Raw genomic sequence first — 13,945 nt, 5'->3', positions numbered from 1 at the left:
TTGATTTTAAAAGGCCTGATAATGTCAGGCAGTAACCTAAACAAAGACCAACTTAATATTGGCTTTACTGCTTTTGCTTTGCTCATAATTAGCAAGGTAAGCGTTTGCTGCGCAGAACAGGGGTAAAGAGATGTTATTGACTTTATTGCTAGCCTTTATCGCGTTTTTAGTCGGGGCAGATGAGCTGATGCTTGGGCCCATTCTTGAGCCTATTGGGCTCGAATTAGGTGTAAAGCCTGAGCGAGTTACACTGTTTATTACCACTTACAGCGTCGCCCTTGCGATTGTGGCTCCGCTATTTGGGGCGCTGTCGGATAAAGTAGGACGCCGCGCCATCATCTTACCTGCAATCGTGGTTTTTGGTGGGGCTTCCATCGCGACAGGGCTTGTCACTTCATTTGAATGGGGCTTAGTTGCTCGTGTGATCACAGGTATTGCCAGTGCTGGCATGTTACCTATTGCGTTCGCCATCGCGGCGACCTCTGGTGGAGATGCGCTCAAACGGATCGGTTGGGTGCAAGCTGGTTTAACTCTTGGCATGATCTCAAGCCCTGCGTTTGGCGCGTTTTTAACGCATTTAATGTCGTGGCGAGCCGCTTTTGTTGCACTGGGGATCGCCACTTGGGTTGTTGCGTTATTACTGACTGTAAACCATCGCGCCATCCCAAATGACAAAGTGGTTGAAGGCACCAAAATACCAGTCAAGCTATGGCAAATCCCCGGTGTTGTTGGCGCGTTACTTACCATGTGTATTGGTTTAGGTGGTGGTATTGGTTTGTTCAATTTGGTTGGGCAGCATTTACGAGATACACAAGCACTGTCAGTGTGGTTTATTGGTGTACTGTATGCCTTATTAGGCTTAGTGAGTGTTGCTGGAAACTTGATGATGCCAAAACTCGCAACCCATTTTGAAAGTGGACGACAGGTCATGCGTGCGTCATTGGTTGTTTGCCTCATCGCTAGTAGCGGTCTTTATTGGTATCAAGGTATCTCTCTTATACCGTTATACTTTTTGATGACACTTTGGGCATTGGCTGGCGGCGTTGGTTCACCGGCATTACAGGCATATATTTCAGAGCTTTCGCCTGCACATCGCGGTGTGCTCATCTCACTGGCTATGAGCATGATGCACATTGGTGTAGCGAGCTGGTCTGCCGTCGCAGGCTTTGCTTACAGCCTTGGTGTGACTGCGATGACGCTGCTTGCTATTACTTTGTTTAGTCTTGCTATTTTGTGTTTGCGCCCCGTAAAAGGCGCATCAATTTAGGAGGTAACTAGCAACTTGTTTAATTTTAGCTTCATAGTTGGGAGCTGAGTTTAGCGAGCTGATTAAACAGGCTGGTGTATGCCAGCCTGTTTGCGTGCAGGTTATTTTTCTGCCGAAAGTCCAAATGCCTTTGCAACACCCAGGGTTGGTAAAAACATATCTGAAAGCGTGATCTCTGCATCAATCCCATAGGTACTCATTAATTGAGCGTTACTGAGTACTTCCTCTGGGGATCCGGTGGCAACCAATTCGCCCTGTTGCAGCAGATATACTTTATCGGCAAAACTTGCGGCAAGGGCAAGATCATGAACTACCGCAACTACGCCCGCCCCCTGTTTGGCTATCTGCTGAGCTAGCTTCATGACTTGATACTGATGATATAAATCCAAGCTTGCAGTAGGCTCATCAATCATCAGGTAGCAGGGCTTGTTAGCATCTAAGGTAGGTAGCAGCTGGCAAAGTACCCGCGCAAACTGAACCCTTTGCTTTTCTCCCCCTGATAGCTGAGTAAAGCACCGCTTTGCTAAATGCTCGACTGATAAAGTTTGCATTGCTTGCTGTGAATATTCACGAAGCGAGTCTGGTGTACAATTGTGCTGATGTACATAGTGCGACATATCCACTATCTCTTGCACGCAAAATGGGAACTCACAATCATATTGCTGTGTGAGTACGGCGCGGATATGGGAAAGGTCTAGGGCATTTAAGTCTTGCACCCGTTGTTGATGATAGGTGACATCGCCCTGTGATAGAGAAATATCGCCGCACAGCGCCTTGAGTAGGGTAGACTTGCCTGCCCCGTTGGGGCCAAGAACAACGGCAAACTCCCCCGGGTTGATTGAAAAATCAATGTTTTTGAGCAACAATTTTTGCCCCACTTGGACACTGACGTTATGCGCTTCTAGCATACTAAAGCTCCTTTATACGATACGTTTTCACCAGCATGATCAGGAAAAAAGGGCCACCTAAAGCGCTGGTGATAAGGCCTATCGGTAATTCTGATGGGAGAATGAGTGTGCGCGCGAGTAAGTCCGCCAAACACAGTAAAATTGCCCCACCCAACATCGAAGCAGGTAACAAATAGCGGTGATCTGGGCCGATTAATAAGCGCACTATATGAGGAACAATAAAGCCAACAAAACCAATAATACCAGTTAGCGCAACCGCTGCACCGGTGCACAATGCGGTATAGGCAAACACTTTCTTTTTTAGGCGCACGACATCGACCCCGAGATGTCTAGCTTGTTGCTCGCCAAGTAAATAGAGGTTGAGCGGTTGAGCTAAGCGGCTAAAACCAAAGCAGCATGCCAGCATTAAACACAGCGATGGGATGATAGTTGTGAAACTATTGCCTGCAAGTGATCCCATGCTCCAAAAGGTTAGGTCGCGTAACTGTTGATCTGAGCTGATCAACGTTAGTATTCCAATGACCGCACCAACAATAGCGTTTACTGCAATACCCGCTAACAACAAACTGACAATTGTGAAACGATTACCTTGGCTGGATAAACGGTAGATTAAACTACACACACCAAGACAGCCGAGAAAAGCACCGATTGGCACGGCGTAAATTCCATAATAATCAGCAAATCCACTGAGTAACGTAGAGCCTAAGACGATAGTACTAATTGCGCCAAGTGCGGCACCACTAGAGATCCCAATTAACCCTGGATCTGCCAGCGGGTTTCTAAAGATTGCTTGCATTGCGGCGCCGCATGCACCAAGTCCAGCACCAACCACAATTGCGAGCACTAATCTTGGAAATCTAATTTGCCAGATCACTGCGTGTTCTAAGTTGCTTGATTGACCTGCAAAGAGAATATCCATCAGACGACTGTAGCTAATGCTCACTCCGCCGCTGGTAAGGCCAATAAAGCTCACCACGATACAGCCAATAATCAGTCCCAACAACATCCATTTTCTGGCAACTTCAGCGGGAATTAAAGATTGCTCAAGTGCTAGCATTACAGAGACTCATTTTTTGATGCAGACTGGGCTGCTCTAAATCGATAACCCCTGGGCAGCGTGGCGTCTGGGTGGAGTAAGGTCGAGAGCTCAACCACGGCTTGTGGCGTGCGTGGGCCCATGCCAAGCAAATATGTCCCATCAATTAGTAAAACCCTGTTGTTTTTAACGGCGCTTGAGAACTTAAAGTGGGGAACTTGGCTTAAATCCGTTGCTTTTTGCTTGCCATGGCGGCCCATACTAATGATCACATCTGGATCCATGGCGATAGCCGCTTCGGTTGCGAGCGGCTTCCAACCGTCAAAATGCTGTGCAGCAACATTAACGCCGCCAGCCGCGTTGATAACCTCATCTGCAGAATTTCCAGCACCCGCAACAATCGGTTGGCCACTACGCAGGCTCAAAACAAATAATACCTTAGGTTTGTTGTTCACTTGTTTCAGGACATGCGTTAAGGCCTTTCTGTCGGCTTGAATATACTCGACTAGCGCTTGGCCTTTATCTTTGACTGCCAGTAACTCGGCGATTGTTGTTATTTTTTCTTCGACGCCAGCAAGATCATCGTTATCGCTGAAAATAAAAGTGGGTAATCCGGTGTCTTGAAGCTGTTTTAATACCTTGTCTGGGCCTGTATCTGCTTCACCGAGTAGTAAATCAGGATTAAGGGAAAGGATCCCTTCAACGTTGATTTTTCTTACGTAACCGATTTGTGGTTTATCGGTCGCAGCAACAGGAAATACGCTAGTACTGTCCACGCCAACGATACGATTTTCCTCGCCAAGTGCATAAATAATCTCTGTGATAGAGCCACCAGAAACCACAATGTTTTTGGCACCTTGCTCCGCATAGGTAGGTTGTAGAACAGAAGTGAGTAATAGCAAACTAGAAGTTAGCAGTGTCGTAATTTGAGCTTTCATTACAGATCCAAACTTGTTAGTATTTATTGCGAATAGTAACAGTTATCATTTGTCTTTATCAATATGAAATTAATTATCTGCATCACAGTCTCCGCTCTGCTGCATGGCTTGTGGTGGTTATTTCCTGCAAGCTCAGCACTGGTGTGGCACTCAGGCGTTGCTGCAAATGAAGTGAGTAAAGTCACCAAACCACTCATGATTTCGTTTACGGCACAACCTTCCCAAGAGCCAGCTTCAAAAGTGGTAGCAGAGCAAGTGCCATCTGATTTTAACGGCACTACGCACTTACTTAAAAAACCACAAAGGCAAGAACAGGAAGCCAAGCCTGTACCTAAACCCAAGCAACAGGCCAATGAGCGGCCACAACCTAAAAAGCTTAACGAAGCCATAGTGACTGAGAACAAAAAAGCTATCGAAGTGACAGCGCCTACCTCAACACGAGAAAATACGTCGCAGCAAGAAGCGACGCAAATGGCGTCAGCGAGGCATCTCAGTGAAGCAAATAGTACCGATGACTCTCCTGTTAAATTAGATGCTTTACCTCTATTCAAAGCCCCAAGACCTGCGCTTAGCTACCCACTACGTGCCAAGCGAAGAGGACTTGAAGGCGTGACTATTTTTGAAATTGAGTTGGATCAAAAAGGTGAAATCGTGAATTTAACTTTGGTTAAAAGTAGCGGTCATCAATCTTTGGACATTGCGGCTCGCAAGAACGTTGAGCAATGGCAGTTTCATCCCGTTTTTCGTGACGGTAATGCGGTAAAAGCTTTGTTTACCGTACCCATTAAATTTTCCCTTTCTTAGAGAGTAATACTACGATGCAGTCTTGGTTTTCCCAACTCGGCCCGATGCAGTGGCCATTTTTATGTTTGTCGGTTATTGCGCTTGCGGTGATCATAGAGCGGCTTTGGGTGCTTAGCCGCGCTTGGTTTACCGTTCATGAAATCAAGCGTAAACCCCATTTTTTTCGTAGCAAAGCAGTCGGCGCTTTGCGGTTACAAGGGTATGTTTTTGAGTGGCGTAAGCGGTTAGTGATCTTAAGCATTATCGGCACGCTAAGCCCATTAATGGGACTCTTTGGCACCGTCTGGGGGCTGGTATTGATGTTTAAAACCATTGCTGAAACTCAGCAAGCGGTGACTCCCGCGTTATTAGCTGATGGATTATGGGAAGCCATGTATTCAACCATGGCGGGACTGGCGATAGCCATGCCATGTCTACTTATTTATGGCGTTTTGCAAGCGATGGTTGAGCGGTTTCAAAGCGAGCTTGTGCTTTATATGAATACTCAATTTACCTTGGTGGAGGCAGATAATGCTTGAGCTGCCAACACCCAAACCTCAGCACCTAGGCGCTGATTTAACCGCGTTACTCGATGTACTTTTTATCGTCCTTGTATTTCTGCTGCTTAGTGTGGCCGTGAAACTCAACGTCTTAGAGGTCAACTTACCAACAGCGGGAAAAAATGGCGAGGTTGTGCTGGAGAAAACACCTAAGATTGTGAGTGTCATGTTCAATCATGGTCAAATAGCCTATGCCTTAGACGAGCAGCCGTTTAGCGCGGAAAACACGCTGATACAAGCGCTTGGTCATTTAGACAAGTCAGAGGTGATTTATATCGCCGTGGATAAACAAGTACCCAGTGAAGCACTGGTATCACTTTTTGCACAGCTTAGTACACTCGAGATTCAAGTAGCGAATTTAATAGTTAAAAGCGAATAAAAATAATTACCATTTAGATTTGTGTGTGTTATATTGCGCCACGACAATCGCATTTCATCTTGGGGAGCCTGTCTACTAAAGGCCGGCACTATGTTAGAACACTAGGGAAGATCAGGGGCAAAGTTGAAGTGCGTGTAAAAAATAACGACACTCGGAGTATTCTTATGCGTTTATCTAAATTAACCCTTTTCATCGCGCTTGCCACTTCTGCCACCTGGGTACAAGCCGCCTCTTCTGCCAATGAGGATGTTTCTCAGTCGACAGTGGTAAAAACAGACTTAGATGCAGTGACTGTAACGGCAACACGTACCGCAAAAACTGCATTGCAATCGGCACAAGCAGTGAATGTTATTTCGTCGGAGCAAATAGAGCGCAAATTAGATAGCAGTGTATTTGAAACCTTAGATACCATTCCTAATGTTTCCGCCAATGGTGGACCAAGATCGACAGGACATAAGTTCAATATTCGTGGTTTTAGTGACGCGGAAGACGTGATGGTGACGATTGATGGCATGCTGCAAACTTTTGAAAAATATCGCATGGGTAGCCTGTTCACTGATCCGGAATTATATCGCTCAATAAGCATTAAACGAGGCACGAGTACCGTACTGCATGGCGGTGGTGCACTTGGTGGTGTTGTTCAGTTTGAGCTAAAAGACGCCGCTGATTTTTTACAGGATGGTGAAGTCGCTGGCGCTAAAATTAAACTCGGTTATGACAGCAACAATGCTCAGAAAAATGCTTCGGTGATCGCTTTTGCAAGGCCGAATGATTCGCTCGACTTGCTTGCTGGTGTGGTAAAGCGCGACAGTGATGATTGGGAGCTTTCTAATGATGAAGCTTTGGACAACTCGGCAATAGAAAATAGCTCTGTTCTGTTAAAAGGGGAATATTTCTTAAGTGATGATGCTATTGTGGGGGCAAGCTACACCGAAACCACAGATAACCAGCGAACCGAGTTTAATACAACAGATCCAGGCGCATGGGGAACGGTGTACCGTGAGGTAGAGCAGTCCGTTACTAATCTGAGTTATGAACTAAACCCTGCAAATAATCCCTACCTGAACCTAAGCGCTAAGGCCGGTTATACCAGCAGTCAAGTGACTGAATCCGATGGTGTAGGCATGCTTGAGGACTACATTGGTATTGAATCAAACTATGAATACAACATCACCACTCTGGATGTAATGAATACCAGCGTATTGGACTCACATACTTTGACCTATGGTGTGCAATATACCGACAAAGAGCGAATTGGTGAAAAGACAGCATTACCTTGCTTAAAACTTAACTACGAGACCTATGCTTGTGAGCAATACGGTCCGACTCCAACCACCGCTGAGATGACATCCCAACCGGGTGGTACGCAAAAGCGCTCCGGTGTGTATATCCAAGATGAATTTACTTGGCAGCAACTTACTGTGATCGCAGGGCTTCGCTATGAACGCTATAGCACCTCACCAACAGCTAAATTTCAACAGGCGTTTGCAGCATTAGATAGTAAAGTGACACACAGTGATTGGGCGGGTGCTTTGAGTGTAAATTACCAACTGACACCACAGTGGGCTGTGTTTGCAAACCGCCAAGAAGGTTTCCGTGCGCCACTCATTGACGAGCTGTACGATCAATACGGTGGCAGACAGCCAGGATTAGCGTTAGACGTAGAATATAGCAATAACACCGAAGTTGGCGTGACCTATCAGGCAAATAACATACTCACTGACAATGACACATTAACTGCGCGTTTTATCTACTTTGATATCTCGGTAGACGATGAAATCACGTCGGTCACCAGTAATGTGACCAACCCCGTACCTGCACCACGTTATGCTAATCGCGCTAGCAATGATAGAGATGGCATTGAGCTGGAAGTAAACTTTGCAACACCACGCTTTTACAGCAACTTTTCTTACAGTGACATAGACGGCAAAGATCAAGACAACAAGCCTTTATGGTATTTGCCTGCAGACAAAATGGCTTTAGATTTAGGTGCCTCGTTATTTGATCAAGCCGTTCAAGTTGGTACGCAAATAGTCAGGCGTGGCGATCGTGATGTGCAGGTGATGGACAGTGCAACAAGGCAATACTCAACGCAAACACAAAAAAGCTACACCCTGACTGATTTATATGCGAGTTGGGATATTAATGCTGCCTTTAATCTAAGAGTTGCTGTCGATAATGTTTTTAACAAAGAATACAAACTGATGGCTGGTACCGGTGGTGGAATAGGCGATTACGGTTTTGGCCGCAACATTAAAACCCAGATCAGCTGGCGTTTTTAAGGAGAGATCATGAAGCAATTAATTCAAGACTATAAAACCTTGTTAGCGGGTGAGCCAAGGACACGGCCCGTTGATGCTGCAATGCAACTGGGCGTGAGTGAGGCCGAATTATTGAATGCCCAACTTGAAGAAGCGGTGACTGCCACAGTAACGCGCTTAGATGAAACGCAGCTTGCCGATATCCTCAAGAGCCTGAAAAAGCTCGGTAAAGTGATGGCGTTGACGCGTAACGGCAGCGTGGTCAATGAAATTAAAGGGTTATACGAAAAGCTCTATGTTTCAGACAATAATGGCAAACTAAGTGGTATAGCGATTAATCCTGGTGGTATCGACTTACGGCTATTTTTGTATCGTTGGCAAAGCGTATTTTTAGTTGAAACTGAAAGTCATACGAGCTTGCAGTTTTTTGATGAAAATGGCCGTGCGGTACATAAGGTTTATACCACGGCTGAGTCGGACTTTAATGAACTGGTGAATATTAAAGCGCGCTATCAACTAACATCACAGCGCTCTTTTAGCGTGAAGCCATTTGAACTTGTGGAGCCTGTAATTACCTCGCCTAGCGCTGAGCAACTAGATAACTTTAGGAGTCAGTGGAGTGAGCTTGAGGATGTGCACCATTTTCCAAAGCTTTTAGAGATATACAACCTTGAACGCTTGCAGGCCCTTGAGCTCGTCGGCTCACCATGGAGCTTTGAGCTACAGAGCTTTGAACTTGCTGATATATTTCAGCAAGCAAAAACGTTTAAGCAAGAGATCATGGTATTCGTTGGCAACCCAGGTGCGGTACAGATCTTCTCTGGGAAGGTTGAAAACCTCAAGCAAGTTGGCCCTTGGTTTAACGTCTTAGATCCTGAGTTTAACCTGCATATAAAAGCAGACGATTTGACCCGCGCGTTCGTGGTCAGAAAACCCACGGATAACGGCAATACGGTGGTCACCTCTATTGAGTTTTTTGATGCCAATCGCGAAACGGTATTAACGCTATTTGGCCGCCGCATTGAAGGCAAAAAGCAAACTAGCGAGTGGCAGGCCCTCTGTGAGCGATTGATCCATAAAGGACAAGCTGCAGCGTAATAAGTTTACCGTGTTAGTAGCAAAGCCCTGTTCATAGGGCTTTTTTCATTTTTACTCGCTAGGTACTAGGAAGACATAATGAAAGAAAGACAATGTGCAAGACTAATTATCGTCAATGAAAAGCAAGAGTTACTGCTATTTCAGTATCAGGATGAACATCACCATGAAGCTTTTTGGGCAACGCCTGGTGGCGAATTACAAGGCAACGAGACTTACCTAGATGCCGCTGCTAGAGAGCTCTATGAAGAAACAGGGTTGGAGCAAGAAATAGGCCCCGTAGTGAAAGAGCGTGAAGCTATTTATGCAGTTGCTCGCTCCATCCCTGCGGTTTGGCAAGAAAAGTACTATCTTATTCGATGCTCAAGTAACGACGAGGTCTTTGCGGCACGTTGGACTGAAGAAGAAAAAGATACAATTCAACAATGGCAGTGGTGGAGCCTTAACGCAATGACGCAGGTAAATCCAGCGCAATTTAAGCCTGAGTGGTTGCCACAACTGCTTCGAGAGCTAACCGATAAAAAACCTGAAAAACTATCTTAATTCGCTTTTTTAAAATGTTTTAACCAAGAGGTGGGTTAAAGTGTTTGTACTGGTTAAGTCATTACGTGAATAGGTTTTAAAGTGATCACATAACGGTGGGAGTCACTGTTAACTTTTGTTAATACTCTAGAGTTCAATCGCTTTTTTCTCAATAGTTGGCACATTACACAAGTAAAAGCAGTTACGAAAAACAAAACAAAGATAAACGCTAAAATAAAAAGCCAAAATCCTAAAAACATAAGTCTAAGTTGTACGTGATTCTAGTTGTGACAGCTAACGCTCCATAACGGGCGGCCAATACGTAGGTTGCCTGGTGTTAGATTGGAGCGGAGCGACAACAAAAATTAAATCGCTGACACCCACCACAACATAGGTTCAAACTGTGCTGGGTGTCTGTGTTATTCGCGTGTTATTCTTTTGTTGAGTTCTTTTTGGTTCATTGCCTTGTTATACAACTTTTAACTCATGAGTCCAATCCTTCCATGAAATCGACTTGCCCGGTAATGCTATTTTTGAGAAAGGCCACACTGATTGAAGCCAACTTAAGACAGTCTGATAAAGTATTTTTTCTAACGCAATACTATCATCTCGAATCCACAAGTAGACTTCGCAGTCATAATTTAGTGATCGGCTTGGATCTATATAAACAGAGCCTAGGCATTTTTCCTGTGAATTGTTAAATATGGAATATGCAAAAGCATCCCTTGATTCAAACTCTTGTTTATGAATTTTTAAGCTTTCTATATTTTCTTCGAGGGTCATATTAACTTTAGGCCACTCAGTTTCAGGGCCAAATAATCCTTGTAGCCTTTTTTGACTGGACATTACGGCTTCAAAGTCTAACTCAGCAACTTCTTCTTCAAGCACTCTGAAGTGAAAATTTTCACTATCAAAAAACGTCGGAGGCTTAAACGACTCAGGAATAAATGGATTGGGCATACTCTGGGCTATCCGTAGTTGTATAACATTTTAGTATTTATGCGACATGTAGTTTGTGTTGCATAATAGCTTGTGGGACTGAGCCGCCACCTACTTGGTGTGTCAGAGCTGGTGTCGTTTATGCTATGGCTTGCTTAGAAAAATAGGATTTTTGGAGGTTTTAGCGCTCTTTGCTAGTTTGAACAGCTAATCTATTATTAATTAAGCTTTCCCTGCATCGCTCAGCGTTTATTATGTGCTCATTACACCTAAATTTGGCGAGATAAGCAACGACATTTTTTGCATACTCAGCCTAAACAATTAAGCATATTAACTACTTGATTTAACACAGAGCCCTAGCTGCTAACAGCAGATAGCAGACACCCATCATAATATAGAAGCGAATTGTGGTGAGTGTTTGTTAAAGCTTGCTCTTTGATATTCAGGTGCCAAACTTGGACACTGAAATCATGCATAAGAAAATTGCTTCCTAGCTCCGTTTTAAAACGGGTAACACCTCTGTTATTTCGTTATCTAATATTTCCAGCACACTAGCGAAGCTATGCTTAGGCTGCCAATCTAACTTGTTTTGTGCCGAGGAGGAGTCATACACACGGTCCAAGCTCGCTGGCAATAGCCACCCTCTTTGCTCAAAATTTGCCGCTATTTCAGGGCACTTTTCCTTAATGACTGCGCTTGCATTGTTATAGAGATGCTCGCAGTCATTGAGACTAAATGGTGTAGAACCAGAGATAATAAAACGATTAAAACCGCACAAACGCTTAACTATGGCGCATAAATGAGCATTTGCGACATCACGAACATCTATACCTCGAGTAAGGCGGTATATTGCCATCAAATCTGCGGGCTCAGGAAAGCATCGAGACATTTGTAATACTGTAACCGGAAGATTGAAAAGGTTTGAAATTTCATTCAATTTGTTTTCTGCAAGTATTTTACTTTTATGGTATATAGACTTGGGTTTAGGCTCGACCTGCTCCGTTATCCAACTAGCAAAACCTTCAGAAGATGAAGCGTAACCATAAAGTGCGGTTGTACTGGTAAAGACAAAGTGCTTAATTCCTGCTTTGACCCCAGTTAAGGCAAGCTGTTCGGTTGCATCAACATTGATAGCTAAAAACTCCTCATCAGCTATTAACCCAACATGTGGCGCATGAAGTGCTGCGGTATGAACAATAATATCCACACCTTCGAGGGCTTTAGAAATTAACTCGCCATCGCAAATATCACCGATAAAGTCTACCGTTGAGCAGGGCGTTTTATCCAAACCTACTACGTCATGATTTTTCATCAATTTGATATAAATAGCACGCCCGACTCGCCCAGCAGAGCCTGTTACCAATATTCTCATTTTGTGTACCTTTTACTATTTGAAATTCGAAGCAACCCCATCAGAATAAATTAAATCGCTGACACCCACCATAACATAGGTGCACACTGTGGTGGGTGCTTGTATTAGCCTCGAGCGCATGCCTTATCCAAGCCTCTGGTTAAATAATATGATTAATGCTCAGTTTTCTGATTTATAAAAGCTTTCTAACTTGTCTAAAAAGTCGTGCAGTTTTTGGTTCATTTCGTCATAGTTATGACTCAGTAAAACTTCTGGCTCATCTACAAATCGATACAGTAAAGCGTCATTGAGGTCGTCATTTTCAATCAGTGATGCGACGATATCTTTGGTAAATTCCATATGGCACTGAAAACCGTATACTAAGTCGCGATAGGCGACAATTTGCCTTGGGCACCCCGCGCTATATGCAATCACTTGTGACCCATTGGTGAGCCCTGGCATATCATTATGCCAATGGCCGACATCCAACACTTTTCCAAAATGACTAAATAGTGGGTGTGTCATCCCGGCTTCCGTCAAGGTTATCGGGTATTTTCCTATTTCACGCTCAGGGCTAGGCTCAAATGCGGCACCTAACGCTTCACCAATGAGTTGCGACCCTAAGCATATGCCAAGCACAACTTTTCCGGCGGTAATCGAGTTAAAGATGACTTCTTGCTCACCTTTTGTATCGAAGTGTGGGCATTGCTCAATAGTTGTCGACGGATCTTGAGGTCCTCCCATGACAATCAAAAAATCTAAGCCTTCGATATTTTTTGGGAGAGATTCACCTTGATAAACTCGCGAATAGGTAATGGTATGACCGCGTTTATTTGCCCACGATTCATAGGCGCCAGGCGCTTCAAAATGTTCATGAACGATAAAGTGAATATGCATCTTTGTGCCTTTTAATTTACGATAGGCTGTAGATGGTATATTAAATTTGGATGGCGTAATTTATACTAACAGACGTTTAATATTGATAAGTCGCCAAGATGCAAGCTAATGACCTCATCAAAGGTTCTTCTGATAAACAAATCGTAACTAAAACGATTAATATGGTTTCTGGCTATGTTGATGACTTCCATTCACATTCGTGGCATCAAATTGTGTTTCCTTTGCAGGGGCTATTACAATCGAGTATCGGCGATAAAAGCGGGATTGTTCCTCACAATGGCATGCTCTACATACCCGCAAATACAGTGCATAAATCCATAGCGATTACAGATACACAGTTTTTGGCGATTTACCTTAATCCCGACAAATATGTTCAGTATGGAGACGAACCAAAATCCTGTTTGGTAACGCCATTTATTAAAGCGCTCATTTTGTTGCTATTTGAAAACGAGACGCTCACTCAAGCAGAGTCCAATATCACACATTTGTTAACGGTATTGCGGGATCAAATCGAGATCGCAAACCATTATGAAATACCCCTACTCATACCTACCGATAAACGCCTTTTATCCATTTTCTTACAGCTTAAAGAGCAACCGGATCTACCATTTACGTTAAAGGAATGGGCAACAAAAGTGGGCGCTTCTGAGCGCACTTTGTCGCGATTGTGCTCAAGAGAGTTTTCTCAATCATTTTCACGGTGGAGACAAAATGTGAGGTTAGTTTTATCTTTGCAATTGTTAGGGTCGCAAAAGAGCATACAGGAAATTGCTATTGAGTTGGGGTACGCTTCTGACTCTGCGTTTGTTCAAGCGTTTAAGAAATTGTTCAACCAAACACCGAGAAAGTACCGGATTGCCAACTTACAGCACAACGTAAATTTATTTTGATCAACTTCTGTTGCTTTCAGGTTACCTGTACTAGAGACGAAAGTATCTTATCGCGAATGCTTTTAAGTTCTTCTCGCTTTATGTAGTCTAGGCGGGATTTGATTATTGGAGGCATTTCG

14 protein-coding genes are annotated in these 13,945 nt (G+C 44.1%); 8 read left to right on the top strand and 6 right to left on the bottom strand.

Annotated features, from left to right (window positions below; all coding sequences use genetic code 11):
- Nucleotides 1-130 precede the first annotated feature (130 nt).
- Nucleotides 131-1,267: an MFS transporter gene (locus GSF04_RS03515; protein ID WP_211856637.1), complete on the top strand. Its 1,137-nt coding sequence runs from the start codon at nucleotides 131-133 to the stop codon at nucleotides 1,265-1,267.
- A 101-nt stretch (nucleotides 1,268-1,368) separates the two neighbouring features.
- On the opposite strand, the gene GSF04_RS03510 is transcribed toward GSF04_RS03515, so the two are convergent.
- From GSF04_RS03510 to GSF04_RS03500, 3 genes are read right to left on the bottom strand one after another with little or no spacing between them, the layout of a single operon-like run.
- A complete protein-coding gene (locus GSF04_RS03510) occupies nucleotides 1,369-2,175 on the bottom strand; it encodes a heme ABC transporter ATP-binding protein (protein ID WP_211856635.1) in 807 nt (268 codons plus the stop codon).
- A gap of 1 nt (nucleotide 2,176) precedes the next feature.
- The gene (locus tag GSF04_RS03505) at nucleotides 2,177-3,232 is read right to left on the bottom strand and encodes an iron ABC transporter permease (protein ID WP_039496456.1); all 1,056 of its coding nucleotides are present in this window, start codon (nucleotides 3,230-3,232) and stop codon (nucleotides 2,177-2,179) included.
- Complete coding sequence (locus GSF04_RS03500; RefSeq protein WP_211856633.1) at nucleotides 3,232-4,149, bottom strand: ABC transporter substrate-binding protein; 918 nt, start codon at nucleotides 4,147-4,149, stop codon at nucleotides 3,232-3,234. Before GSF04_RS03500 ends, GSF04_RS03505 begins: the two co-directional genes overlap by 1 nt.
- Nucleotides 4,150-4,212: 63 nt before the next feature.
- Here GSF04_RS03500 and GSF04_RS03495 point away from each other — a divergent pair, with 63 nt between their 5' ends.
- The 6 genes from GSF04_RS03495 (at nucleotide 4,213) to GSF04_RS03470 (ending at nucleotide 9,770) form a co-directional block, all read left to right on the top strand.
- The gene (locus tag GSF04_RS03495; protein ID WP_211856631.1) at nucleotides 4,213-4,953 is read left to right on the top strand and encodes an energy transducer TonB; all 741 of its coding nucleotides are present in this window, start codon (nucleotides 4,213-4,215) and stop codon (nucleotides 4,951-4,953) included.
- 14 nt (nucleotides 4,954-4,967) lie between these two features.
- Entirely contained in the window at nucleotides 4,968-5,471 is a 504-nt protein-coding gene (locus tag GSF04_RS03490; RefSeq protein ID WP_010370061.1) for a MotA/TolQ/ExbB proton channel family protein, read from the top strand.
- Nucleotides 5,464-5,871 (top strand): biopolymer transporter ExbD, encoded by a 408-nt coding sequence (locus tag GSF04_RS03485; protein ID WP_211856629.1) that lies wholly within the window; start codon nucleotides 5,464-5,466, stop codon nucleotides 5,869-5,871. The genes GSF04_RS03490 and GSF04_RS03485 overlap by 8 nt, the downstream gene beginning before the upstream one ends.
- A gap of 164 nt (nucleotides 5,872-6,035) precedes the next feature.
- Nucleotides 6,036-8,153 (top strand): TonB-dependent receptor, encoded by a 2,118-nt coding sequence (locus GSF04_RS03480; RefSeq protein WP_211856627.1) that lies wholly within the window; start codon nucleotides 6,036-6,038, stop codon nucleotides 8,151-8,153.
- A gap of 9 nt (nucleotides 8,154-8,162) precedes the next feature.
- A complete protein-coding gene (locus GSF04_RS03475) occupies nucleotides 8,163-9,230 on the top strand; it encodes a ChuX/HutX family heme-like substrate-binding protein (RefSeq protein ID WP_211856626.1) in 1,068 nt (355 codons plus the stop codon).
- A gap of 78 nt (nucleotides 9,231-9,308) precedes the next feature.
- The gene (locus GSF04_RS03470; RefSeq protein WP_010370051.1) at nucleotides 9,309-9,770 is read left to right on the top strand and encodes an NUDIX domain-containing protein; all 462 of its coding nucleotides are present in this window, start codon (nucleotides 9,309-9,311) and stop codon (nucleotides 9,768-9,770) included.
- Nucleotides 9,771-10,217: 447 nt separating this feature from the next.
- Here GSF04_RS03470 and GSF04_RS03465 read toward each other — a convergent pair whose 3' ends face one another.
- The 3 genes from GSF04_RS03465 to GSF04_RS03455 all read right to left on the bottom strand — a co-directional run bounded on the left by GSF04_RS03465 (nucleotide 10,218) and on the right by GSF04_RS03455 (nucleotide 12,936).
- A complete protein-coding gene (locus GSF04_RS03465) occupies nucleotides 10,218-10,709 on the bottom strand; it encodes a hypothetical protein (protein ID WP_211856625.1) in 492 nt (163 codons plus the stop codon).
- 469 nt (nucleotides 10,710-11,178) lie between these two features.
- Entirely contained in the window at nucleotides 11,179-12,060 is an 882-nt protein-coding gene (locus GSF04_RS03460; RefSeq protein WP_211856624.1) for an NAD(P)-dependent oxidoreductase, read from the bottom strand.
- A 159-nt stretch (nucleotides 12,061-12,219) separates the two neighbouring features.
- On the bottom strand, nucleotides 12,220-12,936 hold the full coding sequence (locus GSF04_RS03455) for a type 1 glutamine amidotransferase (RefSeq protein ID WP_211856623.1): 717 nt from the start codon (nucleotides 12,934-12,936) through the stop codon (nucleotides 12,220-12,222).
- A gap of 98 nt (nucleotides 12,937-13,034) precedes the next feature.
- On the opposite strand from GSF04_RS03455, the gene GSF04_RS03450 reads away from it, so the two are divergent.
- Complete coding sequence (locus GSF04_RS03450) at nucleotides 13,035-13,826, top strand: AraC family transcriptional regulator (RefSeq protein WP_211856622.1); 792 nt, start codon at nucleotides 13,035-13,037, stop codon at nucleotides 13,824-13,826.
- Nucleotides 13,827-13,945 lie beyond the last annotated feature (119 nt).

It is taken from the genome of Pseudoalteromonas sp. A22, assembly GCF_018141345.1.
GTDB lineage: Bacteria > Pseudomonadota > Gammaproteobacteria > Enterobacterales > Alteromonadaceae > Pseudoalteromonas > Pseudoalteromonas maricaloris.
This window is presented reverse-complemented; position numbering and strand designations above follow the sequence as displayed.